The organism is Nocardia cyriacigeorgica (assembly GCF_010858045.1).
Taxonomy (GTDB): domain Bacteria; phylum Actinomycetota; class Actinomycetes; order Mycobacteriales; family Mycobacteriaceae; genus Nocardia; species Nocardia cyriacigeorgica_E.
The window spans coordinates 50,693-77,223 of the sequence record NZ_JAAGVC010000013.1 but is presented as its reverse complement, the minus strand read 5'-3'; the positions used below and the strand labels follow the sequence as shown (position 1 = coordinate 77,223).

Here is a 26,531-nt window from a genome sequence, read left to right as displayed (position 1 = left end):
GCCGACAGCATGACAACGCGGTCATTCACACAACGGCGGTACTACAGCGGAGGGCAGCTCCATGACGATTCTGCTCCAGGTTCTCGAGCAGAGCTTCACGCCGACCACACCGTGGGAACGGCGCAAATTCACCTTCGTCAACACGCACTGCATCGTCGGGATGCGGCTGGACGGCGAGTCCGGCGTCTGGCTGGATCTGTCCCGGCCGGGTGAATCGCAGCGGCTGGCGCACACCGCCGACCCGCACGATGCGATCACCTTCCTGCTCACCACCTTCGCCAAGATCGCCGAATGCGAAGATCGCGGCGGCTCCTGGTTGATCGGCCACGACGGCACCCACAGCGCCACCATCGCCGCCACCCGGTTCCCACCGCACGGCGCCCAGGACACCGCCGACGAGCTGCTGGCCCGCGCCTGGCTGTAGATCCGGGGTTCGCCCGAAACACCGGAACCTGTCGGTGGGTACCGGTACACCTTGTGCATGCGGGTGGGCACAGGGCGGGATTCGACGGCGATCGCATCAGCGGCCACACAACGGGCGGAGAACGCCCATGCGGGGGCAGTGGCCGCGCGGCGCACGATCGTCAACACAGCACACGCACCGACCCGGCGCGGGCGGTCCATCGCACATCGGCGCTGGACCGGCCGCGACAACGGACCGATCCGGCAGGCCGCGCCGCCTGTCATCGGCCCGCTCCTCGCCGCGTTGTTCCTGCTCAGCGGGTGTGCACCGGCGGTGGGGCCCGCACCGGGCAGTCCGCCACGAGCCGAGGTCGAACGGCTGCTCGCGGTGGTCCGGGTCGTCGAGGGCCGTCCGCATCCGGGTGGATACGACCGCGGCTGCGGACCGGACGAGGCCTGCGTTTTCGGCCCCGCTTGGTCCGATGACTACGAAGGCACCGGCGGGCACGATGGTTGCGATACCCGCAACAACGTCCTGGCCCGTCAGCTCACCGAGGTCCGTTTCCGGCCCGGCACCCGTGAATGCGTGGTCGTCTCCGGCATCCTGGCCGATCCCTACACCGGCACCGAGGTGGTCTTCAGCAAATCTGACGCCGAGAATGTCCCCATCGACCACGTCTATCCACTGGCCGCCGCCTGGGATTTCGGCGCCGCCGCCTGGCCGTTGGACCGCCGCGTCCGGTTCGCCAACGACATCGACCACAACTTGCAGGCCACCACCCGCGCGGCGAATCAGGCCAAGGGCGACAGCACTCCCGGCGAATGGCTACCACCCTCGCGACCGGGGCACTGCTTCTACGCGGCCAAGTATCTGACAGTGGCCGTCCACTACGACCTGCCCATCACCGTCGACGACCGGACGGCACTGCAATCCATCGCGATCAGCTGCCCGTAATGGCTCGTCGCGTCGGGGTCTGCGGCTATCCCACCACCGAGTTCGCAGGTCTGCGCACGAAGCAGATCGCGCTCGGCTATGCCCTTGGTGGTACGGCATCGCCGGGCTGCCGGCGCGGGCCGCGCGCCGATCAATTCTCGTGGTGGCCGGCTGATCTGCGCGGATCACTATCAGGCGCCGGTGGCGACCGCCCGTTTCGGGTCGTTGGACCACTGCGACCACGAGCCCGGGTACAGGGCGGCGTCGATGCCCGCGACCGCGAGCGCCGCGATCTGGTGGGCGGCGGTGACGCCGGAGCCGCAGTAGACCGCCACCGGGCCCGCCCAGTCGGCGAAGCGTTTGCGCAGCTCCTCCGGGGTGCGGAAGTGGCCGTCGGCGGTGAGGTTGTCGGCGGTCGGAGCGCTGATCGCGCCGGGGATATGGCCGGCGCGCGGGTCGATCGGCTCCTGTTCGCCGCGAAAGCGCTCGCCCGCACGCGCGTCGAGCAGTGCCCCTGGCCAGCGCGCGGCGGCGTCGGCATCGATGACCGGCAGATGGCCGGGGCTCAATTCGACGTCGCCATCGGCGGGATCGGGTTCGGCGCCGGTGGCCTGCTCGGCGCCGGTCGCGATCCAGGCGGGCAGGCCGCCGTCGAGGATCCGCACATCGGCCAAGCCGGCCCAGCGCAGCAACCACCAGGCGCGCGCGGCCGCCATACCGCCGGTCGCGTCGTAGACGACGACGGTGTCGCCGTTGCATACGCCCCAGCTACGCGCGCATTTCTCCAGCTGACCGATATCCGGCAGCGGATGCCTGCCACGGGCAGGGGAGGGCGGTGCGGCGAGCTCGGTCTCCAGGTCGACGAAGACCGCCCCGGGGATATGCCCCTCCAGATAGTGTTGCGGGCCGTCCGGATCGCCCAGCGCCCAGCGGACATCGAGCACCCGTACTCGATTGTCCGACAACGCGTCCCGCAGTTCGTCCGCCGAAATGAGTACCGGCCGCACCCCAGCTCCTCGTTCAGATCCGCCTCGTCGAGCCCGTCGCCTCCAGCGTACGGCCAGGTCCGTGCTTTCGTACCGTGACCCGGAAAAGCCGACCCGGCCGCGGACGCGGGCGGCAATTCAGGCCAGTTCCGCTCGACTGGCTCGGGACAAGGGGCCTGGACCAGCGCAGTATCGCCACAATGTCGCAGAAATCTCCCAGCACCGCCGCGCCGCCGAGCACCGATCCGGCCACGGACTCCCCCGGCGCACGCGACATCACCCAGCCGATCGGTGCCGGCGTGATCACCGCACTGGTCGGCTTCACCAGTTCGTTCGCCGTGGTGCTCAGCGGGCTGACGGCGGTCGGCGCCACCCCCGCGCAGGCGGCGTCGGGACTGCTCGCGCTGTGTCTCACCCAGGCCGTCGGCATGCTGGTGCTGAGCTGCCGGTACCGGATGCCGATCACCTTGGCCTGGTCCACGCCGGGTGCGGCCCTGCTCGCCGGCACCGGAGTGGTGGCAGGGGGCTGGGGCGCGGCCGTCGGCGCGTTCATCGCGACCGGCGTGCTGATCGTGTGCACCGGACTCTCCCGGCGGCTCGCCGACCTGGTCGCCGCGATTCCGGTGGAGATCGCCCAGGCCATGCTGGCCGGCGTGCTCTTATCGCTGTGTCTGGCACCGGTGCGGGCGGTGCAGACCAGTCCGGCGGTGGTGCTGCCGGTGATCCTGGTGTGGCTGGTCATGCGCCGCGTCGCCGCGCGCTGGGCGGTGCTCGCCGCCTTCGGCGCGGCCGCCATCGGGGTGGGGGTCGGCATCGTGGCCGGACACAAGGAGCTCGACACCGCCGCGATCGCCCCGACGGTGGAACTTGTTGTGCCGCAGTGGAGTTGGCAGGCCATGATCAGCATCGCGGTGCCGCTCTATGTCGTCACGATGGCGTCGCAGAACATTCCCGGCACCGCGGTGCTGCGTTCCTTCGACTACCGCGTGCCCTGGCGCGCCGCGATGACGGCGACCGGGCTCGGCACCATTGCCGGTGCGCCCGCCGGTGGCCACGCGATCAACCTCGCCGCCATCAGCGCGGCACTGTCCGCGGCGCCGTCCGCCCATCCGGATCCGCGACGCCGCTGGATCGCCGGCTGCACGGCGGGCGCGAGCTATCTGGTGCTCGGGCTCGGCTCGGCCGCACTGGTCACCGTGATCGCCGCGGCGCCGGCGGGGACGCTGGAAACCGTTGCGGGCCTGGCCTTGCTGCCGACCCTCGCCGCGGCGCTGGCGGCCGCGCTGACCGCGGAGCAGGACCGGGAGGCGGGCGTGGTCACCTTCCTGGTCGCCGCGTCCGGGATCGGTTTCCTCGGTATCGGATCGGCGTTCTGGGCGGTGATCGCGGGGCTCGTCGTGCGGCAGACCTTGCGCCGCAGGCCCGCACCGCCGGCGACAACGGAAGAAGGGCCTGAGCACGCTACAAACGGCTCAGCAAAGTGAGCGGATCCTCCAGCAAGCCGGCCGTGGTGGCCAGGAACTTCGCGGCTTGTTCGCCGTCGATCATGCGGTGGTCGAAACTGAGGGTCAGCGTGGTGACCCAGCGGATGGCGAGCTCACCGCGCACCACCCAGGGCCGCTCGGTGATCGCGCCGAGGCACAGGATCGCCGCTTCGCCCGGGTTGACCAGCGGCATCCCGGCGTCGACACCGAAGACGCCGACGTTGGAGATGGTGAAGGTGCCGCCGCGCAGGTCGGTGGGCGCGGCATTGCCCGCACGGGCGACGTCGACCAGCCAGCCGATCTCGCGGCACAGATCGCGCAGGCTCAGTGCGTGCGCGTCCTTGATAGTGGGCACGAGCAGTCCGCGGTCGGTGGCCACCGCGATCCCCAGATTGACGTAGTGCTTGGTGACGATCTCCTGATTCGCCTCATCCCAATAGGCGTTCAGGCCGGGGAATTCTGCCAGCGCGGCCAGTACCGATTTCGCCACCAGCGCGAGCGGGGTCAGCGTCAAGCCGGCGAACGGCGCGGTGCTGCGCAGGTGATCGAGCAGTTCCATGGACGCCGTGCAATCCACCGTGATCGAGGCGCCGGCCTGCGGGATGGTGCGGGCGCTGGCGACCATGGCGGCGGCGGTGCGTTTGCGGACCCCGCTGATCGGGGTGCGTTCCTCGCGGGCGGGCGGGCGCACGACACCGGATTCGGCGCCCGCCGCAGCCGCCGCCGTGGCCGGCGCCGCGGCGGGGGTTGCGGCGCGGACCCGTGGCGCGGACACCGGAACCGCCGAGCGGACGTCCTCGACGGTGACCGCGCCCTGCGGACCGGACCCCGCGACGTACCAGAGGTCGATGCCGAGCTCCTTGGCCAGTTTCCTGGCCGCGGGAGTCGCTGCCGCACGTGCGGCCATCCCTTGTTTCCCGTTCGGCGCGGTCGAGTCCGCGGCGTCCGGCTGCTGTTGCGCGCCATTGGCGGGCTCGGCCGGCCGACGTCGCCGGGAAGCCGTCTCCCCTTCCGGGCCGTACCCGACGAGCACCGATGTCCGTTCCGGCTCCGCTGCCCGCCCCTGCGCGGCGTCCGGCGCAACGGCGGGCGCCTCCGGCGTGGCGGGAGCGGTGGTGCGCACCCGGATCAACGGTGCACCGACCGGCACCGTCTCGCCCGGCTCGGCCAGCAGTTCCACCACCGTGCCCGCGAACGGCGACGGCAGCGCCACCACCGCCTTGGCCGTCTCCACCTCGGCGATGGTCTGATTCAGGTCCACGTCGTCGCCGACGGCCACCGACCAGGATTGCAGTTCGGCGTCGGCGAGGCCCTCGCCCAGATCGGGCAGCCGGAATTCCAGCACCTGGTTCGGGTCGTCGGCACGCGGTTCGTTCACGAAAGGCACCTCGGTCTCGATCGAGCTGGTCGTCGGTTGTCTGCGATTGTGCCGCCCCGACGAGGTCCGCGTGCTGCGGCGGGCCGTCGAGGCGCAATCACGTCAGGCGGCCAGCGAACGATCCACGGCGGCGAGAATACGGTCGGGGTCGGGCAGGTGGTGCTTTTCGAGTTTGGCCGGAGGATAGGGGATGTCGAAGCCGCCGACCCGCAGCACCGGCGCCTCCAGGTGATAGAAGCAGCGTTCGGTGATCCTGGCGGCGATTTCCGCACCGAGCCCGGCGAAGACCGGCGCCTCGTGCACCACGACCAGCCTGCCGGTCTTGGCGACCGACTCTTCGACGGTGTCGAAGTCGATCGGCGAGAGGCTGCGCAGATCGATCACCTCGAGCGAATGGCCTTCCTCGGCGGCGATTGTCGCGGCGCCGAGCGCGGTCGCGACGGTGCCACCGTAGGCGACGACGGTGGCGTCGGCGCCCTCGCGACAGATCCGGGCCCGGTCCGGCGGCAGCTCTGCGGGGGCATCGAAATCGACGTCGGCCTTATCCCAGTAGCGGCGCTTGGGTTCGAAGAAGATCACCGGATCGTCGAGCGCGATCGCCTGGCGGATCATCGCGTAAGCGTCGGCCGGGGTGCTCGGCGTCATCACTCGCAGCCCCGCGGTGTGCGCGAAATAGGCCTCCGGCGATTCGGAATGGTGCTCCACCGAACCGATGCCGCCACCGAATGGAATGCGAATGGTGATCGGCGCCTTCACCTTTCCCTCGGTGCGGTAGTGGATCTTGGCCACCTGGGACACGATCTGGTCGAAGGCGGGATAGACGAACCCGTCGAATTGGATCTCGCACACCGGACGGAACCCGCGCAGCGCCATGCCGAACGCGGTGCCGATGATGCCGGATTCGGCCAGCGGCGCATCGATGACGCGGTTGTTGCCGAAATCCTTCTGCAGGGTGTCGGTCACCCGGAACACCCCGCCGAGGCGGCCGATGTCCTCGCCCATGAGCAGCACCTTCGGGTCGTCCTCCAGCGCCCGGCGCAGACCGGCATTGAGTGCGGCGGCGAAGGTGGTGATCATGACGGGACTCCTTCCGTGTGCGTGGTGTGCACGTCGGCGTCGGCCAGGTACCGCGCGTAGGCGCGCCGTTGTTCGGCGATCAGCGGATGCTCGGTGGCGTAGACGTGGTCGAACAGCTGCATCGGCTCGGGATCGGGTAGGTCGATGGTCGCGCTGCGTACCACGGCGGCGATCTCGTCGGCCCTGGCGCGCACTCGCTGCTCGAACTGGGCGTCCAGCAGGTTTTCCCGTTCGAGCAGCCGGCGCACCCGGTCGATCGGGTCGCGCTTTTTCCACTCCTCGGTTTCGGCGTCGGAACGGTACCGGGTCGGATCGTCGGCGGTGGTGTGCGGGCCCATCCGGTAGGTGATCGCCTCGATGAACGACGGGCCACCTCCGGCATGGGCGCGGGCCAGCGCCTGCCGGGTGACGGCGAGCACCGCCAGCACATCGTTGCCGTCGACCTGCACCGAGGGGATGCCGTAGCCGAGGGCGCGCTGGGCGATGGGCGTCGCGCTCTGCAACCGGACCGGTTCGCTGATCGCCCAGTGATTGTTCTGGCAGAAGAACACCACCGGCGCGCTCCAGCTCGCCGCGAAACCCAGCGCCTCGGCGATATCGCCCTGACTGGTGGCGCCATCACCGAAGTAGGCGATGCTGGCGATATCGGCGCCTTCCAGGTGCGCGGCGTAGGCGTAACCGGTGGCGTGCAAGCCCTGCGCGCCGACCACGATGGCCGGGTTGGTCATATTGATGGCGTCGGGATCCCAGCAGGAATGCGCGACGCCGCGCCACATCCGGGTCAATCGGGCCGGGTCGACGCCGCGACAGTAGGCGACCGCGGCCTCTCGGTAGCTACAGAACACGTAATCGTCGGGGCGAAGGGCGCGCGCCGAACCCACCTGCGCGGCCTCCTGGCCGAGCAACGGCGCCCACAGCCCGAGCTGGCCCTGCCGTTGCAAGGCCGTCGCCTCGGTGTCGATACGGCGGGTCACCACCAGGTCTTCGTAGAGGTCGCGCAGCCTGTCGGGCCCGATGTCGGCGACCACCGCGGCGTGTTCCCGGTCGAGGACGCGCCTGCCGTCGGGCTGGATCAGTTGTACCGGATAGCTGGGTTTGCCGAGCATCTCCTTCACCGCCTCCTGGGAAGTCGGAGCCAGGATTGTGTCCTGTATCACACAGCATCCACGATCAGACGATGTGCGCAAGTGACCGACACGAAACTGAGCAGAATGCGCGATTTCGGTGGTAACCGGCCGGTCATATTGCACGTTGTGACAGATCAACTACTCGACGTGTCGACCATCGCCCCTGCTAGAGCGCAGAAAAGTCCGCCCAGCGGACGGCCGGGCGGGCTCGATGATCCGCAGACCGTCCGCCGATTCATCAGGCTGGTTCGCGCGTGCCGCCCGACGAGACCGGCCCGCGCATGGCGATCGCAATCAGAAATGCGGCTGTAACGGCCGCGGAGGCGTCCCGATAGTCTCCGTGGGCCGCGCGGCCGGACCAAACCTGTTAGCAGAAGGGCATATTCGGCCATCCTCGCGCCCAGCATCGCTGTCGAGATGCCGGCTCTGGCGATGCCGTACGGCTCGGTCCGATCCGCGACCGAGCCGATCTCATCGCACCGAACAAAGGATTCCTCATGTCGTTCCCCAAGCTGCTCGGCGCAGGCGTCGCGGCACTGGCTCTCGGCACTGTTCTCACCGCGGGTCCGGCTGCCGCCGCACCGCTGCCCGTCACTCCGATGGTCACCCCCGTGGTCGCGCCGGGTGAACCCGCACCGGGCGGGGCGTCCTCGGGCAGCGCGGTGCTATCGCTGATCGATCGCCTCATGTGCGGCTCGTCGATCACCTGCACCTAGGCATATCCCCCGAATCGGCAGGCACGGGCGGAGCACTGCGCCCGTGCCTGCCATCGGCGACCGCCCGGGTGCGCTCGTGCGCACCGAACATCCATCCGAGCCACCCGGCGCGTGTCATCATGCGATATATGACCGGTCGAGAGCTCGCCGATCCCGCCGTCGACGCTACCGACGCGCGATTGCTGCTGGAGCTGGTGGACAACCCGAGAGCGACCGGCGTGGAGCTGGCCGCTCGGCTGGGGTTGTCGCGCAATACCGTGCAGGCCCGGCTGGCGCGCTGGGAGGCCAACGGAGTGCTCGCCAGTTTCGAGCGCCGAGTGGAGGCACGCGCGCTCGGCTATCCGCTGGCGGCGTTCGTCGCAGTGGTGGTCGACCAGCACAAACTCGATCCGGTGGTGGACGAGCTCGCGGAAGTCCCCGAGGTCACCGAGGTATGCGGAATGACCGGCGCCACCGACCTCACCGTGCGCGTGGTGGCCCGCGATGCCGATGATCTCTACCGCATCACCGGCCGCATCCTGAAGATCCCGGGCGTGGAACGCACCAATATGGCTCTGGTGATGCGCGAATTGGTCGGGCCGCGGATCTCACCGCTGCTGCAGCGGATCGCCGAATCGAGCTGACCGGACGTCGACGATCTCGGAGATACCGCCCGTTGTCCGATGGCCCGACACCGGCGGGCAAGCGGGAGCTATCGTGCGGGCATGGATATTTCGGGCAAGGTCGCCATCGTCACCGGAGCCGGTGCGGGAATCGGAGCGGCGCTGGCGCGACGGCTGGTGGCGGACGGCGCGCAGGTGGTGGTCGCGGATCTCGACACCGAGGCGGCGCAGCAGGTCGCGGATTCGCTGGGCACGGCGGCGATCGCGGTGGGCGGTGACGTCGCCGATGACGCGGTGATCGCCACCCTCATCGCACGAGCCGAGGCCGAATTCGGTCCGGTGGACCTGTTCTTCGCCAACGCGGGCATCGGCGGCGGGCCCGGCCTCGACAGCACCGACGCGCAGTGGACGGCCGCGCTCGAGGTCAATGTGCTCGCTCATGTCCGCGCGGCACGCCAACTCGTGCCCGGCTGGCTGGAACGCGGCAGCGGATACTTCGTGACGACCGCGTCGGCGGCCGGACTGCTCACCCAGATCGGGTCGGCGCCGTATTCGGTGTCCAAGCACGCCGCCGTCGGCTTCGCCGAATGGTTGTCGGTGACCTACGGCGACAAGGGCATTCGCGTCAGCTGCCTGTGCCCGATGGGGGTGGACACCCAGCTGCTGCACGGCGGGATGATGCCGCCGGAGAACGCCGACGCCGCGGAGCTGGCGATCAAGGCGGTGACCACGGCAGGCGCGGTGCTCACCCCGGAGCAGGTCGCCGAGTCGGTGATCGCCGGGATCGAGTCCGAGAGCTTCCTCATCCTCCCGCACCCGGAGGTGCTGAAGATGTACCGGTACAAGGGCAGCGATTACGACCGGTGGATCGACGGTATGCGCCGGTTCCAGGCGGCGTTGCAGAGCTCCATGGCCTGATCCGGCGGGCGCGTCGTCCGGGGCTCAGTCCGTGACGAGCTGGGCCGCGGCGGTGCGGATGACCTCGGGGATCTCCACCGGCTTGCGGGTCTCGGAGTCCACGTAGACGTGCACGAAGGTGCCGGTGGCGGCCAACTCCAGCGCACCGTCGGCCTCGCGGAAGATCGCCAGATCGTAGGTGATGCTGGAGTTGCCGAGCCGCGAGATCCGCAGGCCGACCTGGAGCTGGTCCGGGAAGCTGATCGAGCCGAGGTACTGGCACGAGGTCTGCGCCACCACACCGAGCGCGGGCAGCTCGCGGATATCGGTGCCGGTGGCGTGCATCAGCCAGGCGTTGACCGCGGTGTCGAAGTACGAGTAGTAGGTCACGTTGTTGACGTGCCCGTAGTGGTCGTTGTCGGCCCACCGGGTGGGCACCGGCCAGAGCACCGGATACTGCTGCTGCGTCACCCGGCCGACGATACCGGCGCCGGTGCCGCGCCCCTGCGGTGGTCGCGCGGGCTCACACCGAACTGGCGCTTGAACGCCGAGCTGAGCGCGAACGCGCTGCCGTAACCCACCTGCCGCGCGATGGACTCGATGGTGGCGTCGGAGTCCTGGAGCAGGTCGGCGGCCAGCGCCAGCCGCCATTCGGTGAGGAACGCCATCGGCGGCTCCCCCACCAATTCGGTGAACCGGCGCGCCAGCGCGGCCCTGGACACCCCGACCGCGGCGGCCAGGCTCGCCACCGTCCAGCCGTGCGCCGGATTGTGCTGCAACAGCCGCAGCGCCTTGCCGACCAGCGGATCGTCGTAGGCGTGATACCAGGCGGGGGCGTCGTTACGGGCGAACCAGGCCCGCAGCGCCGCGATCAGCAGCAGGTCGAGCAGGCGGTCCAGCACGGCGCCCTGCGCGGGCTGATCCTTGGACATCTCGTCGACGAGCAGTTCCAGCAGCCGGGTATCGCATTCGCCGCGTGGCAGCACGATGACGGGCGGCAGGGCGCGCAGCAGACCCTGGCTCACCGCGCCGGCCGACTCATAGGTGCCGGTGACCATCATGGTCTCGCCGTTCGGGTCGGTGCCCCATTCGCGCACGCCCAGGCTCAAGGTCTCACAGAGGATGTCGCCCGCGGGGGTCATCGTCACCTGGCCGGGTCTGATGATGATCTGCGGTTCGGTGGACGGGTCGTCGGCGACGGTGTAGGGCCGCCCGCCGCTGAACACCACGACGTCGCCCGCGCTCGCGCGCCGACCGCCGGAGTCGTCATCGGTCGTGATCCACGCACTGCCGCGGATCATCGCGAGCACCGTCAGCGGCGCCTCGTCCTCGATACGCAGCGACCACGGCGGTTGCAGCACCGACCGCATCAGGAAGGCACCGCGTGCGCGTGGACCTTCGAGCAAGCCGGCCAGCGCGTCCATGCCATCACTGTACGACGCGGCAGGCCTGCGGCGAATCCCAGGAAATCGGACCATCGGCCCGCCGATCGCCATTGCCGAAACCTGTCGGTGACGGATGCGAGTATGGAACGTATCGAGAAGGGGGCGCTCATGATGGGGATCGAGGTCGTGTTCACCGGCGACCGGGTGTGCTTCGGCAGCGAACACCTTTCGGCCGCCGATCTACCCGATGGGCGTGAGGTGCCCGCCGGCGCGATCCGCGATGCCGACCCGGCGGCGTTTCCGCCCGAGATCCGCACGTGTTCGGGGCTCACGCTGTTCGTGTCGGCGAACCAACGCGACGAGCTCGCCGAGTTCTGCGCGAGGAACGCCATTCCGATCGGGCATCGCGTCGATGTGTGGGCCGATCTGCTCGAGCCGTATCTGGACACCGAGTTCTCCGAGGCGGATCAGCGCGCCACCATCGCCCGGTTGGCACGCGCGGGGATCCCCGCCGCCGAGGTGGCGAGCATCCGGGCCCGCGTCGGGCCGGTCGTGCACGCGTACAACGTCAAGGTCTGGGAATGGGTGCATCTCGGGCTCTGCGACCTGCTCGAGGCGGCGACCACTCGTTTCGTACCGCGGCAGATACGCGCCGAACTGGGCGATCTCGCCGAGTTCCGGGCTTGGGCGATGCGCATCGCCGAGCGGCCGGTCGACGGAGCCGGTGCGGATCCGGCTCGTCCGAGCCGGTGAGCGGCGGTACCGTCGACGCGGTGGCCGCATCGACGATCGATCCGATGGTGCGGACCGCCCGCGCGGCGGTCTTCACCGTCTTCGGGCTCAACGGATTCCTGCTCGCCATGTGGGTGGTGCACATTCCGGCGATCACCGAACGCACCGGGATCGCGCACTCCACGCTCGGCATGTTCATCCTGTTGATGGCCGGCGCAGGCATCGTGGGAATGCGGCTGGCCGGCCCGCTCGCGGACCGGTTCGGCAGCCGGGCGCTGGTCGGCGTCGCCGGGGCGACGGCATCGGTCTGTGTGATCGGGCCGGGGCTGGCGACCGGACCGGTGACGCTGGCGATCGCGCTGGCGGCCTTCGGATTCGGCAACGGCGCCCTCGACGTTTCGATGAATACCCAAGCGGTGCATGTGGAGCGGGAGTATCGGCGCCCGATCATGTCGGCGTTCCACGCGCTGTTCTCCGGCGGCGGTCTGCTCGGCGCGCTGGCCGGCGCGCTCACTCTGAGGTTGGGCTGGACACCGTGGCTGACGATGTCGCTGGCCGCGGCTGCCGGGGTGCTCATCCTGGTGGCCTGCCTGCCCCGGCTGCTGCCGCATGCCCCACCGCAGCACGAGGCCGGCGAGGCCGAAGGCCGCGGCGGTTCCCGCAAGGTGTGGGCGCTGGCCGCGCTGGCGTTCGGCCTGCTGCTCACCGAGGGCGTCGCCAACGACTGGAGCACATTGCAGATGCGTGAGCATCTCGAGACCGACGAGTCAACGGCCGCATTGGCTTTCGGCGCGTTCTCGGTCACCATGACGCTCGGCCGTTTCACCGCCGACCGGGTCAGCGGCGCGTTCGGCCGCGTCGCGGTGGTGCGCTACGGTTCGCTGCTCGCGGCACTCGGTCTCGTGCTCATCCTGGTGTCGCCGTGGGTGCCGCTCACCCTGTTCGGCTGGGCGCTGTGTGGACTGGGGTTGGCGGGTGGCATCCCGCAGATCTTCACCGCCGCGGGCAATCTCGGTTCCGGCAATGCCGCGACGGATATGTCGCGTGTGTTCAGCATCGGTTACGTGGGCCTGCTCGCGGGCCCCGCGGTGATCGGCTGGCTGACGGCGCTGATCCCGCTCACCGCCACGTTCGTGGTGCCATTGGTGATAGTCGTCCTGTGCTGCGTGTGCGCGGGCGTCGTCGCACCTGCCGCGAAGACAACCCCGGCCGCATCGACACCGCCCTGCACGGAGTGATCACGCACGTCGGCGATCCGCGTTGCACCACCCCGGTCGACCCACACCTGTCCGCCGACAACGTGCTCACCCACGCCCGATCCGGCTCGCCCGCCGCACGCCATGCCGGTCGAATCGGCCCACGCAACCGGCCACCGACCGGCCCCACACCGCATTCCCGATCAGCCCCGCATCGACAGCTCGACCATCGGCACCGTGTCGATGCCCTGCCCGGTCGCCTCCTCGATGACACCGCTGAGTTCCTGATACGCCTTCGGATGCCGCACCCGATACCCGGCCAGCACGGCGGCGGTTTCTTCGATGTCGAGCATGCGGGCCACGGCGGACACACGGTGCCGCCATCCGACGCTGACCCGGCAGTGCGGTTCGGCCAGCAGATTGCGGTACCACTGCGAGGTCTTACCGAAGCCGGAGGCGATGACGACGGTGTCGGCGTCGGGCCGGTCGACCGTCTCCAGCACCACGTAGCGCACCTGTCCTGACGTGCGGCCGATATGTTCCAGCAGCAGCAGCCGACCACCGAACAGGAATCCGAGGCGCGCCCGGAACACCCCGATGGGCGCACGCACGAACCACCGCGTCCGTAACAGCTTCGCTCCGACACTCGGCATGCCGACGACGGTAACAGCGCCACCGGCGCGGTCGCGGTGCCGCGCGCCCCGACACGCCAGCGCACCGGTGCGCCGCACGGCTCCCGCCACACCGCGCCGATCAGGGACGAACCGTAACCACCACGCTCCGGCCGGGTTTCGGCTCCCGCCCGGTCAGCGGCACCGGCGGCTCTCGCGATCCCGTGACGGCAACGGTCGGCCTACAGGTACATTCCCGATTCGGCCGACGGCGCGGCCGTCACGATCTGCTCCGCACCGTCCCGCAGCGCGATCAGCTCCGCGAGCGTCGCGCCCCTGGCCGGAACCTCCACTCGCTCAGCGTGTTCGCCGAGCCAGGCCCGCGATTCGGCATAGCTGAGCTGTCCCACTTCGAGCTGGGCCAGGCACCGTCCCGGCCGGGTGACCGCTGGATGCAGGCGGGACAGATCCTCGTTGGTGGTGATCGCGATCAGCACATCCCGCCCCTGGCCGAGCATGCCGTCGGTCAGATTCAACAGCCGGGAAAGGCCCTGGCCCGCGGACTCTTTGGCCTCGGCACGGATCAGCTCGTCGCAGTCCTCCAGCACCAGCAGCCGCCAGCGCCCTGCCCCCTGTTCGCCGCCGTCGGCGCCCATCGCCGCCGACATCAGATAACCCGGCTGGGAGAACAAGACCTCGGGATCGAGCACACAATCGGCCTGACACCACGGTCCCCAAGCCCGCGCGAGGGCCCGCAGCGCGGTGGTCTTGCCGGTGCCGGGCGCGCCGTGCAGCAGTAACAGCCGTCCGCGAATATCGGCCGCCGCCAAGGCCATCAACCGATCCAGCGTGGCCGCGACCGGCGCCGAGTAGTTGCCGCGGATATCGGCCCAGGCCGGGGTCGAGATGTCGAGCACCCGGCGACGCGGGCCCTGGTGTTCGTCCAGATGCCAGAAACCCATCTTGACCACGTCGTCGGCGATGGTTTCGTCCACTGCCTCGTGGGTCGCCTCGGTCATGATGCGCTCGGCGAGCTCATCGTCGACCGCGACCACTTCGACGACGCCGCTGCGGTCCTCCCAGCGATCCGAACGCAAGGTCCAGCCGTCGCCGTGCACCAGCACCGAGACGCTGCCGCCCTCGTTGACCATCCGCGACACCGTCGACCCGGCCGGACGCAGCAGAGCCTGCGGACGCACTCGCTCCAGATGCACCTTCCGGTAGCAGGGCAGCGCGCCGCGCGCGAACGGCGTCAAGGCGAGCACGTCGAGCACATCGCGCGCGGAATAGTAGGAATCGAGCCGGACCGACCAGTCGAGCCCGCCGGTGGCATCCGCGGACGCCTCCGGTGTTCCGACCAGCCGCAGAGCTTCACTGTGTTCGAACATCGCCACCATGCTTCGCGCCGGAACGGGGAACGTCCAGCGATTATCGGTACACCGGCAACGCGACGGCCCGCCGTCCATGCCGGACGACGGGCCGTGTTCGCGCGAAACCGCCTGGATTACAGCGCCTTCAGTTCCTCGGTGACCTCACCGACGGACTTCTTGGCGTCGCCGAACAGCATCGAGGTGTGGTCGGCGTAGAACAGCGGGTTGTCGATGCCGGCGAAGCCGGAGTTCATCGAGCGCTTGAGCACGATGACCGACTTGGCCTGGTCGACGTTGAGCACCGGCATGCCGTAGATCGGGCTGGAGGAGTCCTCGCGGGCAGCCGGGTTGGTGACGTCGTTGGCGCCGATCACCAGGGCGACATCGGTGCGGTTGAACTCACCGTTGATGTCGTCCATTTCCTTCATGGCGTCGTAGGACACCTCGGCCTCGGCCAGCAGCACGTTCATGTGGCCGGGCATACGACCGGCGACCGGATGGATGGCGTACTTGACCTCGACGCCCTTGGCCTCGAGCAGCGCGGCCATCTCCTTGACCGCGTGCTGGGCCTGCGCGACGGCCATACCGTAGCCGGGCACCACGATGACCTGGTTGGCGTAGGCCATCTGGATCGCGGCGTCGGCGGCCGAGGTGGCCTTGGCCTGCTTGGCCTCACCGCCGCCGGCGCCGGCCGCGGCGCCGCCGCCACCGCCGAACCCACCGGCCACGATGGCCGGGATGGACCGGTTCATCGCCTTGGCCATGAGGTTGGTGAGGATGGTGCCGGACGCACCGACGATCATGCCTGCCACGATCATGGCGGTGTTGTTCAGCGCCAGACCTGCCGCCGCGGCGGACAGACCGGTGAGGGCGTTCAGCAGCGAGATCACCACGGGCATATCGGCGCCACCGATGGGCAGCACGACCATCAGGCCGAGGATGCCCGCCAGCACCAGCACCGCGATCATCCACAGCTGCGAGGCGCCACCGTCGGCGGCCTGCACACCGATGTAGACCGCTGCCGCGATCGCGCCGACCAGCAACAGCAGGTTCAGCGGCTGCTGCAGCTTGCCGAGACCGATCGGGCGGCCGGGCAGGATCTCCTGCAGCTTGCCGAACGCGATCAGCGAACCCCAGAACGAGATCGAACCGATGACGGCCGCGAACAGCGAACCGATCACGATGTGCACGGTCGGTTCCTCGCCGTGCTTGAAGTTCGAGAACCCGGTGGTGTCGAGGAACTCCGCCCACGCGATCAGCGCGACCGTGCCACCGCCGACACCGTTGAACGCCGCCACCAGCTGCGGCATCTCGGTCATCTTGGTGAACTTGGCCGGCGGAACGCCGAGCACCACACCGACCACGAGGCCGGCGATGATCAGGATCCAGTTGCCGGTGTCACGCACCGCGATCAGCGTCGCGATCACCGCGATGGCCATACCGGCCGCGGCGATCCAGTTACCGCGCACCGCCGTCTTCGGGCCGGTCAGGCCCATCAGACCGTAGATGAACAGCGCGAACGCGACGATGTAGAGAATGTTGACCAGGTTGTCCATCGGTTTACTCGCTCGCCTTCTGCGCGGCCGGCTTCTTGCCCTTGAACATGCCGAGCATGCGGTCGGTGACCACGAAACCACCGATGACGTTCAGGGTTCCGAACACCACGGCGACGAACAGGATCACCTGCATCAGCACCGACGGGTCCTCGACCTTGCCGAGCGTCACCAGCGCGCCGAGCACCACGATGCCGTGAATGGCGTTGGTGCCCGACATCAGCGGGGTATGCAGGGTGTTGGGGACCTTGGAAATGACCGCGAATCCGACGAAGCCGGACAGCACCAGGATCGCGATATTGGCAAGCAGTTCGGTGTACATCAGTTCTCCACCTCGCGGGTGACGCAGGAATCGGCGAGCACCTGATCGTCGAAATCGGGGGCGAGCTTGCCGTCGACCAGCATCAGTTCCAGCAGCGCCGCGATGTTCTTCGAGTACAGCTCGCTGGCGTGCTCGGGCATGGTCGCGGGCAGGTTCAGCGGCGAGCAGATGGTGACCCCGTGCTTGACCACGGTCTGGCCGGGTTCGGTCAGCTCGCAGTTACCACCGGTCTCACCGGCCAGGTCGACGATGACGCTGCCGGGCTTCATGCCCTCCACGGCCGCGGCGGTGACCAGGCGCGGCGCCGGGCGCCCCGGCACCAGCGCGGTGGTGATGACGACGTCGAAGCCCTTGATGGCGTCTTCGAGGGCCTGCTGCTGCTTGGCCTTCTCCTCCTCGGTGAGCTCGCGGGCGTAGCCGCCCTCACCGGCGGCGTCGATGCCGAGATCCAGCCACTGCGAGCCGACCGAGCGCACCTGATCGGCGACCTCGGGGCGCACGTCGTAACCGGTGGTGCGGCCACCGAGGCGCTTGGCCGTGGCCAGCGCCTGCAGACCGGCCACACCCACACCGAGCACCAGCACGGTCGCGGGCTTCACGGTGCCCGCGGCGGTGGTGAGCATCGGGAAGAAGCGGGTCGATTCCGAGGCCGCGAGCAGCACTGCCTTGTAGCCGGCCACGTTGGCCTGCGAGGACAGCGCGTCCATCACCTGCGCGCGCGAGATGCGCGGGATCGCCTCGACCGCGAAGGCCTGCACGCCGGCCGATTTCAGGGCGGCGATCTGGTTGTCGGCGTTGCGCGGAGCGAGGAACCCGATCAGCGTCTGCCCGGCCGTCAGCTTGGCCACCTCGGCGTCGTTGGGCGGGGCGACCTTGACCACGACCTCGGCCGACCACGGATCACCGATGGTCGCGCCCGCGTCGATGTAGGCCTCGTCGGGAATGAGCGCGCCGAGTCCGGCACCGGATTCCACGACCACCTGCACGCCCTGTTTCACCAGGGCAGGAATGATCTTGGGTACCAATGCGACACGTCGTTCGCCCGCGCCGGTTTCGCGAACGACTCCGACACGCGCTCCGCGCGGGGACTCCTCGCCCACGTTTTGCGTTGTCTCCACCTGTCAGACTTCCTTCTCGTGCTGGCTTAGCTCTACCGAACGACTCAGCGCCACCGAGCGGCGGCGAACGAAGTTACCGAAGAGTAAGTTCCACCAAATCCTGGCAACTGTACCCGGACCGCGGTGAGCTTAGCTGAGAGTCCGGTCACACGCGGACCCCCGGGTTAGGTTGCCCTTTCGGACTCAGATCGTGACTGAGCAGGGCAAACGGCACAAGACCGTACGTCCGGGTGGGTTACCCACCTCGAGGTAGGTCGTGAGGTCGGGTAGCTGCGGAGGGCTGCCGCAGTGACAGGCATCACGCCATTCAGTGGACGCAGGGTGTCCCAGGCCACTCATACGCCGTATGGTCGCCGTGTGAACGACTGCGTCTTCTGCCGCATCGTGGCAGGTGTTGCTCCGGCGACCAAGGTGTACGAGGACGACACTCTGTGCGCGTTCCTCGACATCCGCCCGATCGCTCGCGGCCACACCCTCGTGGTCCCGAAACGCCATGCCACCGAACTCGAGGACCTCGATCCCGATACCGGTGCCGAACTGTTCCGCGCCGGGCATCGACTCGCGCTGGCGATCCGGCGCGGCGGACTGGCCGCCGACGGCGCCAACCTCATTCTCAACGACGGCACCGCCGCCTTCCAGACCGTGCCACATGTGCACCTGCACGTGGTACCGCGCAGACACGGCGACAAACTCCGCTTCGCCGCCGGTTTCCTGCTGCGCCGCCCGCACGAGCCCGCCACCACCGCCGCCGCGATCCGCTCCGGCCTGGAAGCACTCGACTCCGCGGCCGGAACCATCACGGCCGCAACCGAACTCGATACCGACCAGACCAGCACGGGGGAAGGACCCGCACCACGATGACGGATACGCCGAATCAGGCCGAGCTCACCGCACTGCTGCCGGAGCAGTGGGAGGCCATCGCCACCCTCGTCGACGGGCTGGAAGAGCGCGTGTGGCGCAGCCCGAGCCCACTGCCGGGGTGGACCGTCTTCGATGTGGTGGCCCATGTGGTCGGCACGGAGTCGTTCCTGCTCGGGGAGAAGCCGCCCGCGCGCGATCGCTCGCAACCCGAGGTCGATGTGCATTCGCTGCCGCATGTACGCAACGAGACCGCGGTGTTCAACGAGATCTGGATCCAGCGGCTGCGCCCGCTCACCGGATCCGCACTGCTGCAACGGTTCCACGACGTCACCGAACGCAGGCGCAAGGCGCTGGCGGCGATGGACGAGGCGCAGTGGCAGGCGCAGACCCAGTCGCCGATCGGGCCGGTGAGCTACGGCCGGTTCATGCGGGTGCGGCTGTTCGACTGCTGGATGCACGAATTGGATATCGCCGACGCGCTCGGCGTCCGGGTGGACGAGGGCGGGCGGCGCGGCGAACTGGCGTTCCAGGAGTTCGCCCAGACCGTGCCGCGGGTGATCGCCAAGGTGGGCAAGGCCCCCGAAGGTTCGCGGATCGCTTTCGAATTGACCGGACCGCTGGCCCGCACCCTGCATATCGCGGTCGAGGGCCGGGCCCGCTATGTCGACGCCTTCGACGGCCCGCCGACCACGACCATCACCCTGGATTCCGGCCTGATGGTCCGGCTGGGCGGCGGCCGGGTCACCGCCGATTCGCGGATGGGCGAGATCGGCTTCTCCGGCGACGACGAACTGGGCAGGCGGCTGGTGCGCACCCTCGCCTTCACCATCTGAGCCGATGCGGCTGTTCCTGGCGTCCTACCGTTTCGGCGCGCACGCCGACCGGCTGGCCGCGCTCGCCGGGCCGCCGGGGCGGGTCGCGGTGATCGCCAACGCCTGCGATGCCTGGCCGCGGGCCCGGGCCGCGGCGGTGACCAGCGATCTGGTGCCGTTGCGCACGCTCGGCTATCGCCCGGAGGAAGTGGATCTGCGGGAATACGCCGGCCGCGCAAAGGCTTTGGCGCAGCGGCTGGCCGAGTTCCCGATGGTGTGGGTGCGCGGCGGCAATACCTTCGTGCTGCGGGCACAGTTCGCGCGCAGCGGGGCCGATCTCGTCATCCCGGAGTTGCTCGCCGCCGACGCGCTGGTGTACGCGGGATACAGCGCGGGCGCCTGCGTGCTCGCGCCCGATCTGCACGGTCTGGAAACCGCCGACGACCCGGCCGAGGTGCTGCCCGCCTGCGGTGTCGAGCCGCGCTGGGACGGACTGGGTTTGATCGACCGGCCGATCGTCCCGCATATCGATTCCGCCACCGACCCCGACGGCGACGGCAACCGCCTGGCCGCCGCCTATCGGGCCGCCGGAGTCGAGCACTGGGCGCTCACCGATGACGATGTGGTCGTCGTCGACGGGGACGCGGTGCGACTGTTCCACTGACCCGATGGCCGAGCCGCGTCGTGGCGAACCCCCCGCCGGGCGCACATCGTAGCCGCCGACCCGCCGTCACCTCGTGTCGGGCACGGGTTCCGCGCGCCGGCGAAAGACCACCCACCGCATCGCGCTGTACATGTAGACGGCTTCACAGGCACCCGCGGCCAGCCTGGACAGGTGATACTCGAGGCCAAGCGCCGTCAGCCCGGTGCTGACACCGAGGATGAAGGCCAGATAGTTGATCAGCACCACCACCGCGTACACCACGGCCTGCCTGCCGATCGGGGCGTGCGAATGGAAGTTGAAGGTGCGGTTGAGCAGGAAGGCCAGCCCGAACGCGCACACATAGCCGACGGTCACCGATATCCACAGCGGCAGCCCGAGACCGCTGTGCAGTGTGGTGAGCAGCACCAGGTCCACGCCGAAGGTGAAGCTGTTGATCAGCGCGAAGCCGAGGAACGTCGGCGCGACGATCCGGTCCAGCCCGAACGGCAGCCGCGCGACCACGGCCTGGCACAGGCGAGTGAAACGCGCGGCCAGGGTGTCGGCGGCGACGGCCAGATCATGCACGGCGGCCAGGGTGCCAGCGGCAGGTGGCGCCGAAGTTATCAGCTGGTAGGCCGAGATGATCGGCGGGGAAACGCGCCGGTCAGGCCATGCGGGCGCGGGTGTCCGCGCCGCCATCGCCGAGTGCGGCCCATGCGGTGAGGCAGCGGCGGCGGGTGACGTCGTCGGCCTCGGTGAGCAGGGCGTCCAACAGCACCCGTGGATCCTCACGCCACTGCGCGGTGACCGTGGCGACGGTGTCGGTGCCGAACATCCCGGACCGATCAAGGGCCAGCGCCCATTCGGCGTGCTCACCCGCGTGTACGCGGCGCAACGCCGCCGGATCGACCCCGCCGTCGACGAACTCGGCGGAGAACATCGCGGCCACCAGCTCCCGGCAACTCTGCGGTTCGACTTGCATCAACGCCATCCCTCCGCCCGACCAGTGCACAAACCCCGACAGCTGATTGTCGCCCCATGCCCTGCTGCGGGGCCACTCCGGCGCGCGACATCACATTCGGCGGCTTGCGCGCCCGGCTGCGGCACCGGCGGTGCCTGCCACGCGCGGCTGGGCGCGGCAAGGATCGTCCCGGACGCTAGCGTTGTCGCTGTGGACCTGCACGATCTGATCGACTCCCTGCCCGACGGCGCGGTGGTCACCGACCCCGATCTGCTCGACGGCTACCGGCACGACTGGGCCCGCGACCCCGATGCGGGCACCCCGCTGGCGGTGGTCCGGGCGAGCAGCACCGCCGACGTCGCGGCGACGCTGCGCTGGGCGCACGCGCGGAGGGTCCCGGTGGTGCCCCGTGGCGCGGGTTCGGGGCTGTCCGGCGGGGCGACCGCGGTGGACGGCGGGATCGTGCTGAGCACCGAACGCATGCGCGAGATCACCGTCGACCCGATCACCCGTACCGCGGTGGTGCAGCCGGGCCTGCTCAATGCCGAGGTCAAGCGGGCCGTCGCCGAGCACGGGCTGTGGTATCCGCCGGACCCGTCGTCGTTCGAGATGTGCTCGATCGGCGGCAACGCCGCGACCAACGCGGGCGGGCTGTGCTGTGTCAAGTACGGAGTCACCACCGATTACGTCCTCGGCATGGAGGTCGTGCTGGCCGACGGCACCCCGGTGCGGCTGGGCGGGCCGCGGTTGAAGGATTCGGCGGGCCTGTCGCTGACGAAACTGTTCGTCGGCAGCGAAGGCACCCTCGGCGTCATCACCGAACTCACCCTGCGGCTGCTGCCCGCGCAGCCGCCGCAGAGCACGGTGGTCGCCTCGTTCGGCACACTCGCCGCGGCCACCGAGGCGATCCTGTCCATCACCGGTGCGCTGCGCCCGGCCATGCTCGAATTCATGGACACCGTCGCGATCAACGCGGTGGAGGACGAGATGCGCATGGGCCTGGATCGCGAGGCCGCCGCGCTGCTGGTCGCCCGATCCGACGCGCCAGGCGCGTTCGCCGCGCACGAGGCCGAGATCATGGTCGCCGCCTGCGAGAAGGCCGGCGCCACCGAGGTCTTCCACACCGAGGACCCCGCGGAAGGTGAGGCCTTCACCGCCGCCAGGCGATTCGCCATCCCCGCGGTGGAACGACTCGGGCCGCTGCTGCTCGAAGACGTCGGCGTGCCACTGCCGCGCCTGGGCGAGCTGGTCGACGGCATCGCCGAGATCGCCGAACGCAACGATGTGATCGTCTCGGTGATCGCGCACGCGGGCGACGGCAACACCCACCCACTGATCGTGCACGACCCCACCGATCCGGATATGACCGAACGCGCCCACCGGGCCTTCGGCGAGATCATGGACCTGGCCATCGCCCTCGGCGGCACCATCACCGGCGAACACGGCGTCGGCAGGCTCAAGAAGGCCTGGCTGCCCGATCAGCTCGGCCCCGACGTGATGGCGTTGACCGCCCGCATCAAAGACGCGCTCGACCCGCACGGCATCCTCAATCCGGGCGCCATCCTGTGATCGAATCGAGCGCATCCGGAACAACCGCGCCGGAGAAGGAGTTCCACCCCGATATGACCACCAGGCTCGAACACAATGTCGCCGATACCCGATTCGAGATCTACATCGACGACACCCTCGCCGGCTATGCCGATTATTCCGAACGCGAGGACGCCAAGGTCCGCGACTTCCACCACACCATGACGTTCCCGGAATTCCGTGGCCGCGGCGTGGCCGCCCAGGTGGTCGAATACGCGCTCGCCGATTCCAAGGACAACGGCTATTCGGTGGTTCCCACCTGCTGGTATGTCGATCAGTACATCGGCGCGCACCCGGAGTACGCCGACCTGGTCGCCTGAGCGGCCGCGAGTCAGCCCGCGCGGGCGATGGTGCGGAAGACCTCGAAGGTCTCCGTCTCGTCCTGCGAGGTGCCGTAATCACTGAGCTTGACGATGACGGTGCGGCTGGGCGGATCGACCCAGATGTATTGGCCGTAGACGCCGACCGCCGACAGATCCGCGCCGTCGCCGCCGTCCGGATGCCACCACTGCGCCGAGTAGCCCTCATCGGAGACCCGGTGCGGTGACGGCGTATCGATGCGCTCGATCCAGACCGGCGGCACGAGCTGGTTATCGCCGACGCGGCCGCCGTCGGCGACCAGCTGCCCGATCTTGGCGAAATCGCGGGCGGTGGCATTGAGACAGCAGAACGCCTTCTCCTGGCCGCCCTCGCGATCGAGATTCCACAGGGCGTCGTCCACCGCGCCGATCGGCGCCCAGATATCGCGCGCCAGCAGCTCACTCAGCGAAGTACCGGTGACCCGCGCCAGCGCCATACCGAGCAGCTGGGTGTCGACGCTGCGGTAATCGCCCTTGCTGCCGGGCGGGAAGATCAGCGTGCGATGCCCGTCGACGAACTCGGCAAGATCGGTGGTCAGATACATGCGGGCGGTGCCGGTGAACGGTGCCCACTTGTTGTAGTTCTCCGAAACATCGATGCCCGAACTCATATCGAGCAGATCACCGATGGTGACCTTGTCGTAGTCGGCGCCGGTGGCGAGTTCGGGCAGCAGATCGACCAGCCGGTCGTCCTCGCTCATCTGCCCGGCGCCGATGGCCCGGCCGATCAGCAGCGACACCACCGATTTGGCCACCGACCAGGACGACTGCTTCGTGGTCGGACCGACGCCGTCGCGGTACCACTCGTGGATCATCACCCCGTCGCGCAGCACCACGAACGAATTGGTCTTCGTGGTGTCGAGGAACTCGGCCACCGAGATCCGCGCACCCTTCCATGGCACCGTATCCGGTAGCGGCGCTTCGGCTTTCGGCAGCGGCCGCGGCTGCGGCGACGCGGGCACGGTGCGCGAGGCGAACAGCTCACCCTGGGTCGACGGCGGTGCGAACATCAGCTGCGCCAATGTCGGCGGGGAGGGCAGCGACATGAGGGCGGTGGCGCCGAACGCGGCGGCGATCAGCAGCACCACCGTCGCCGCGAATCCGACAGCCGCGCGGAGTAGGTATCGACGCCTGCGCGACGGCTGTGCTGCCGGCTCGTTCATGAACGGTCCTCGCTATCGGTTCCATCGGCGAGACCGGCGTTCACAACGGCCGAGAGCGCCGCGCTCATCGTATCCGGGGCGCGCGATGCGAGCCGGGCGACGGGTGGGCAGCGACCGATGGGGCGCATATACGGCTATACGGAACGAAAGCCCCGGGCGATCGAACCGATATGGTCCGATCGCCCGGGGCTGCCACGTCGAGCTCTTCCGGCCGCTCGGCCGGCGAGTACTCAGCCCTTGAGCAGGGCGCGGCTCATCACCAGACGCTGGATCTGGTTGGTGCCCTCGTAGATCTGGGTGATCTTGGCGTCACGCATCATCCGCTCCACCGGGAAGTCGGTGGTGTAGCCGGCGCCGCCGAAGAGCTGGACGGCGTTGGTGGTGACTTCCATGGCCACATCGGAGGCGAAGCACTTGGCCGCGGCGGAGATGAAGCCGAGGTTCTGCTCACCACGCTCGGCGCGCGCGGCCGAGGTGTAGACCATCAGGCGGGCCGCTTCCACCTTCATCGCCATATCGGCCAGCATGAACTGGGTGTTCTGGAAGTCGGCGATGGCCTTGCCGAACTGCTTGCGGTCCTTGGTGTAGGCGATGGCCGCGTCGAGCGCGCCCTGGGCCAGGCCGACGGCCTGCGCGCCGATGGTGGGGCGGGTGTGGTCGAGGGTCTGCAGTGCGGTCTTGAAACCGGTGCCCGGCTCGCCGATGATGCGGTCGCCCGGCACCCGGCAGTTCTCGAAGTACAGCTCGGCGGTGGGCGAACCCTTGATGCCGAGCTTGTGCTCGAGCGGGCCGACGACGAAGCCCTCGTCATCCTTGTGCACCATGAACGCGGAGATGCCGTTGGCGCCCTTCTCGGGATCGGTCACGGCCATCACGGTGTACCACTCGGACTTGCCGCCGTTGGTGATCCAGCACTTGGAGCCGTTGATCACCCAGTCGTCACCGTCCTGCTTGGCGCGGGTGCGCATGGACGCGGCGTCGGATCCGGCCTCACGCTCGGACAGACAGTACGAGGCCATCTTGCCGTTCACCAGGTCGCCGAGCACCTTCTGCTTCAGCTCCTCGGAGCCGTTCAGGATCAGGCCCATGGTGCCGAGCTTGTTGACCGCGGGGATCAGTGACGAGGAACCGCAGACGCGGGCGACCTCTTCGATGACGATGCAGGTGGCGACCGAGTCGGCGCCCTGGCCGCCGTAGGCCTCGGGCACGTGCACGGCGTTGAAGCCCGCGGCGTTGAGGGCGGTCAGCGCCTCTTCCGGGAAGCGGGCGTTGCCGTCGACGTCCTTGGCGTAGGGCGCGATCTCCTTCTCGGCCAGGCCGCGGATGGCAGCACGCAGCTCATCGTGGAAGTCCTCGAGCTTGAACAGGTCGAAATCGGGGTTTCCCGCCATCGGGCACGCTCCTGATCGTGTGTGAAAAGCTGCGGTCCTTTCCGGACACACAGATTGGTCCGGCACTCAGTGCCACGTCGACGCCGAGTATACGCGCCGAACTGGCACTACCGGCAGAGACCGTATGGCACTGAGTGTCAGAATCCAACTGTGTGGCTGGTCACAGATTACCGAGGCGGTGTTCGAGCAGGTCGGCGACCCGGCGCGGCGGCAGGTCGCGCGGGAACACCGCGAGCACCATCTCATCCGACCGCGGCTGCTGCCCGCCGCGCGGAATCGCGGCCAGTTCGACCCGCAGATCGGCCGCACCGGCATCGGATTCCCCGCGCACCATGCGCCGCAGCAGATAGTTGTGCGTCGCGGTGACCGCCGCGGTGAACTGCACCCTGGCCAGATCAGAGGCCTCCGGCAACCGCTCGCGCAGGAAATCGGTGAACAACCGCTCGTACCGGAACACCGTCACGATCTCGCGTTCGCGCAGTGCGGGCACCCGCCGCACCACCCGGTACCGGCGCGCGGCGATATCGCGCCACTGGGTGAATCGTTCGAACACCTGCACCACCGCCGAGCACACCGCGTCCCACGGGTCCTCCTCGCTGGTGCTCAGGTATTCCCCCGCCGCCGCCAGCTGGGCTTCGTGATCGGCGAAGATCACGTCCTCTTTCGAACGGAACTGCCGGAAGAACGTGCGCCGCGAAATCCCTGCGGCCTCCGCGATCGCATCCACCGACGTCGCCTCGTACCCTTGCTCGGCGAACAGCCGCAGGGCCACATCCACCACGGCCAAGCGGAACCGGACGGTGTCGTCACCCGCTGTGACCCGCGCTGTGTCGTCGGTCGTCATCGTTTCACCGTATCGAGCGC

The 26,531-nt window shown here is 69.1% G+C and carries 29 protein-coding genes; 13 read left to right on the top strand and 16 right to left on the bottom strand.

Annotated elements, in window-relative coordinates; translation table 11 throughout:
* Positions 1 to 61: 61 nt before the first annotated feature.
* Positions 62 to 424, top strand: coding sequence for a hypothetical protein (locus GV790_RS14625; RefSeq protein WP_163813900.1), 363 nt, complete (start codon positions 62 to 64; stop codon positions 422 to 424).
* Between the two features lie 261 nt (positions 425 to 685).
* Positions 686 to 1,357, top strand: coding sequence for an HNH endonuclease family protein (locus GV790_RS14620; RefSeq protein ID WP_163813949.1), 672 nt, complete (start codon positions 686 to 688; stop codon positions 1,355 to 1,357).
* Between the two features lie 170 nt (positions 1,358 to 1,527).
* On the opposite strand, the gene GV790_RS14615 is transcribed toward GV790_RS14620, so the two are convergent.
* Positions 1,528 to 2,343, bottom strand: a complete 816-nt coding sequence (locus GV790_RS14615; protein ID WP_163813898.1) for a sulfurtransferase — start codon at positions 2,341 to 2,343, stop codon at positions 1,528 to 1,530.
* Positions 2,344 to 2,522: 179 nt separating this feature from the next.
* On the opposite strand from GV790_RS14615, the gene GV790_RS14610 reads away from it, so the two are divergent.
* The gene (locus GV790_RS14610; protein ID WP_178127911.1) at positions 2,523 to 3,806 is read left to right on the top strand and encodes a benzoate/H(+) symporter BenE family transporter; all 1,284 of its coding nucleotides are present in this window, start codon (positions 2,523 to 2,525) and stop codon (positions 3,804 to 3,806) included.
* On the opposite strand, the gene GV790_RS14605 is transcribed toward GV790_RS14610, so the two are convergent.
* The 3 genes from GV790_RS14605 to pdhA all read right to left on the bottom strand — a co-directional run bounded on the left by GV790_RS14605 (position 3,784) and on the right by pdhA (position 7,367).
* Positions 3,784 to 5,184, bottom strand: a complete 1,401-nt coding sequence (locus GV790_RS14605; RefSeq protein WP_163813896.1) for a dihydrolipoamide acetyltransferase family protein — start codon at positions 5,182 to 5,184, stop codon at positions 3,784 to 3,786. The two genes, GV790_RS14610 and GV790_RS14605, sit on opposite strands and share 23 nt — an antisense overlap.
* 102 nt (positions 5,185 to 5,286) lie before the next feature.
* Positions 5,287 to 6,261, bottom strand: a complete 975-nt coding sequence (locus tag GV790_RS14600; RefSeq protein WP_163813895.1) for an alpha-ketoacid dehydrogenase subunit beta — start codon at positions 6,259 to 6,261, stop codon at positions 5,287 to 5,289.
* Positions 6,258 to 7,367: a pyruvate dehydrogenase (acetyl-transferring) E1 component subunit alpha gene (gene pdhA / locus GV790_RS14595; protein WP_163813947.1), complete on the bottom strand. Its 1,110-nt coding sequence runs from the start codon at positions 7,365 to 7,367 to the stop codon at positions 6,258 to 6,260. The genes GV790_RS14600 and pdhA overlap by 4 nt, the downstream gene beginning before the upstream one ends.
* Before the next feature lie 518 nt (positions 7,368 to 7,885).
* Between pdhA and GV790_RS14590 the strand changes: the two genes are divergently transcribed.
* The 3 genes from GV790_RS14590 (at position 7,886) to GV790_RS14580 (ending at position 9,624) form a co-directional block, all read left to right on the top strand.
* Positions 7,886 to 8,104: a hypothetical protein gene (locus tag GV790_RS14590; protein WP_163813894.1), complete on the top strand. Its 219-nt coding sequence runs from the start codon at positions 7,886 to 7,888 to the stop codon at positions 8,102 to 8,104.
* A 128-nt stretch (positions 8,105 to 8,232) separates the two neighbouring features.
* Positions 8,233 to 8,727 (top strand): Lrp/AsnC family transcriptional regulator, encoded by a 495-nt coding sequence (locus GV790_RS14585; RefSeq protein ID WP_163813892.1) that lies wholly within the window; start codon positions 8,233 to 8,235, stop codon positions 8,725 to 8,727.
* 81 nt (positions 8,728 to 8,808) lie between these two features.
* Entirely contained in the window at positions 8,809 to 9,624 is an 816-nt protein-coding gene (locus GV790_RS14580; RefSeq protein WP_163813890.1) for an SDR family oxidoreductase, read from the top strand.
* 24 nt (positions 9,625 to 9,648) lie between these two features.
* On the opposite strand, the gene GV790_RS14575 is transcribed toward GV790_RS14580, so the two are convergent.
* Both GV790_RS14575 and GV790_RS14570 read right to left on the bottom strand, forming a co-directional pair.
* Positions 9,649 to 10,074 carry an acyl-CoA thioesterase gene (locus GV790_RS14575; RefSeq protein ID WP_163813889.1) on the bottom strand — a complete coding sequence of 142 codons (426 nt, stop codon included), beginning with the start codon at positions 10,072 to 10,074 and terminating at the stop codon, positions 9,649 to 9,651.
* Complete coding sequence (locus GV790_RS14570; protein WP_163813888.1) at positions 10,071 to 11,027, bottom strand: AraC family transcriptional regulator; 957 nt, start codon at positions 11,025 to 11,027, stop codon at positions 10,071 to 10,073. Before GV790_RS14570 ends, GV790_RS14575 begins: the two co-directional genes overlap by 4 nt.
* Positions 11,028 to 11,129: 102 nt before the next feature.
* Between GV790_RS14570 and GV790_RS14565 the strand changes: the two genes are divergently transcribed.
* Positions 11,130 to 11,741, top strand: coding sequence for a hypothetical protein (locus tag GV790_RS14565; RefSeq protein ID WP_163813887.1), 612 nt, complete (start codon positions 11,130 to 11,132; stop codon positions 11,739 to 11,741).
* 44 nt (positions 11,742 to 11,785) lie between these two features.
* Positions 11,786 to 12,958: an MFS transporter gene (locus GV790_RS14560; RefSeq protein WP_163813946.1), complete on the top strand. Its 1,173-nt coding sequence runs from the start codon at positions 11,786 to 11,788 to the stop codon at positions 12,956 to 12,958.
* Positions 12,959 to 13,119: 161 nt separating this feature from the next.
* Here GV790_RS14560 and GV790_RS14555 read toward each other — a convergent pair whose 3' ends face one another.
* From GV790_RS14555 to GV790_RS14535, 5 genes are all read right to left on the bottom strand, one after another.
* Entirely contained in the window at positions 13,120 to 13,569 is a 450-nt protein-coding gene (locus GV790_RS14555; RefSeq protein WP_163813885.1) for a nitroreductase family deazaflavin-dependent oxidoreductase, read from the bottom strand.
* A 200-nt stretch (positions 13,570 to 13,769) separates the two neighbouring features.
* Positions 13,770 to 14,915 (bottom strand): DUF5925 domain-containing protein, encoded by a 1,146-nt coding sequence (locus GV790_RS14550; RefSeq protein WP_256673290.1) that lies wholly within the window; start codon positions 14,913 to 14,915, stop codon positions 13,770 to 13,772.
* Between the two features lie 116 nt (positions 14,916 to 15,031).
* The gene (locus GV790_RS14545; protein ID WP_163813882.1) at positions 15,032 to 16,453 is read right to left on the bottom strand and encodes an NAD(P)(+) transhydrogenase (Re/Si-specific) subunit beta; all 1,422 of its coding nucleotides are present in this window, start codon (positions 16,451 to 16,453) and stop codon (positions 15,032 to 15,034) included.
* Positions 16,454 to 16,457: 4 nt separating this feature from the next.
* Entirely contained in the window at positions 16,458 to 16,772 is a 315-nt protein-coding gene (locus tag GV790_RS14540; protein WP_014349354.1) for an NAD(P) transhydrogenase subunit alpha, read from the bottom strand.
* On the bottom strand, positions 16,772 to 17,890 hold the full coding sequence (locus GV790_RS14535) for a Re/Si-specific NAD(P)(+) transhydrogenase subunit alpha (protein WP_175585898.1): 1,119 nt from the start codon (positions 17,888 to 17,890) through the stop codon (positions 16,772 to 16,774). Before GV790_RS14535 ends, GV790_RS14540 begins: the two co-directional genes overlap by 1 nt.
* A 357-nt stretch (positions 17,891 to 18,247) precedes the next feature.
* On the opposite strand from GV790_RS14535, the gene GV790_RS14530 reads away from it, so the two are divergent.
* The 3 genes from GV790_RS14530 to GV790_RS14520 are packed head-to-tail and all read left to right on the top strand — an operon-like array spanning position 18,248 to position 20,227.
* Complete coding sequence (locus GV790_RS14530; protein ID WP_163813881.1) at positions 18,248 to 18,751, top strand: HIT family protein; 504 nt, start codon at positions 18,248 to 18,250, stop codon at positions 18,749 to 18,751.
* Complete coding sequence (locus GV790_RS14525; RefSeq protein WP_163813880.1) at positions 18,748 to 19,584, top strand: maleylpyruvate isomerase family mycothiol-dependent enzyme; 837 nt, start codon at positions 18,748 to 18,750, stop codon at positions 19,582 to 19,584. Before GV790_RS14530 ends, GV790_RS14525 begins: the two co-directional genes overlap by 4 nt.
* A 4-nt stretch (positions 19,585 to 19,588) precedes the next feature.
* Complete coding sequence (locus GV790_RS14520; RefSeq protein ID WP_163813878.1) at positions 19,589 to 20,227, top strand: Type 1 glutamine amidotransferase-like domain-containing protein; 639 nt, start codon at positions 19,589 to 19,591, stop codon at positions 20,225 to 20,227.
* A gap of 66 nt (positions 20,228 to 20,293) precedes the next feature.
* Here GV790_RS14520 and GV790_RS14515 read toward each other — a convergent pair whose 3' ends face one another.
* Both GV790_RS14515 and GV790_RS14510 read right to left on the bottom strand, forming a co-directional pair.
* Positions 20,294 to 20,791 carry a GtrA family protein gene (locus GV790_RS14515; protein WP_175585897.1) on the bottom strand — a complete coding sequence of 166 codons (498 nt, stop codon included), beginning with the start codon at positions 20,789 to 20,791 and terminating at the stop codon, positions 20,294 to 20,296.
* A 79-nt stretch (positions 20,792 to 20,870) separates the two neighbouring features.
* Positions 20,871 to 21,188, bottom strand: a complete 318-nt coding sequence (locus GV790_RS14510; protein ID WP_306043179.1) for a hypothetical protein — start codon at positions 21,186 to 21,188, stop codon at positions 20,871 to 20,873.
* A 189-nt stretch (positions 21,189 to 21,377) separates the two neighbouring features.
* Between GV790_RS14510 and GV790_RS14505 the strand changes: the two genes are divergently transcribed.
* Together GV790_RS14505 and GV790_RS14500 are read left to right on the top strand one after the other, a co-directional pair.
* Positions 21,378 to 22,736, top strand: a complete 1,359-nt coding sequence (locus GV790_RS14505) for an FAD-binding oxidoreductase (protein ID WP_163813875.1) — start codon at positions 21,378 to 21,380, stop codon at positions 22,734 to 22,736.
* Positions 22,736 to 23,074, top strand: coding sequence for a GNAT family N-acetyltransferase (locus tag GV790_RS14500; protein ID WP_324191483.1), 339 nt, complete (start codon positions 22,736 to 22,738; stop codon positions 23,072 to 23,074). The genes GV790_RS14505 and GV790_RS14500 overlap by 1 nt, the downstream gene beginning before the upstream one ends.
* Positions 23,075 to 23,085: 11 nt before the next feature.
* Here GV790_RS14500 and GV790_RS14495 read toward each other — a convergent pair whose 3' ends face one another.
* The 3 genes from GV790_RS14495 to GV790_RS14485 all read right to left on the bottom strand — a co-directional run bounded on the left by GV790_RS14495 (position 23,086) and on the right by GV790_RS14485 (position 26,511).
* Positions 23,086 to 24,276 (bottom strand): serine hydrolase domain-containing protein, encoded by a 1,191-nt coding sequence (locus GV790_RS14495; RefSeq protein WP_163813872.1) that lies wholly within the window; start codon positions 24,274 to 24,276, stop codon positions 23,086 to 23,088.
* A gap of 230 nt (positions 24,277 to 24,506) precedes the next feature.
* Complete coding sequence (locus GV790_RS14490; RefSeq protein ID WP_163813871.1) at positions 24,507 to 25,667, bottom strand: acyl-CoA dehydrogenase; 1,161 nt, start codon at positions 25,665 to 25,667, stop codon at positions 24,507 to 24,509.
* A gap of 160 nt (positions 25,668 to 25,827) precedes the next feature.
* Positions 25,828 to 26,511, bottom strand: coding sequence for a TetR family transcriptional regulator (locus GV790_RS14485; protein WP_163813870.1), 684 nt, complete (start codon positions 26,509 to 26,511; stop codon positions 25,828 to 25,830).
* Positions 26,512 to 26,531 lie beyond the last annotated feature (20 nt).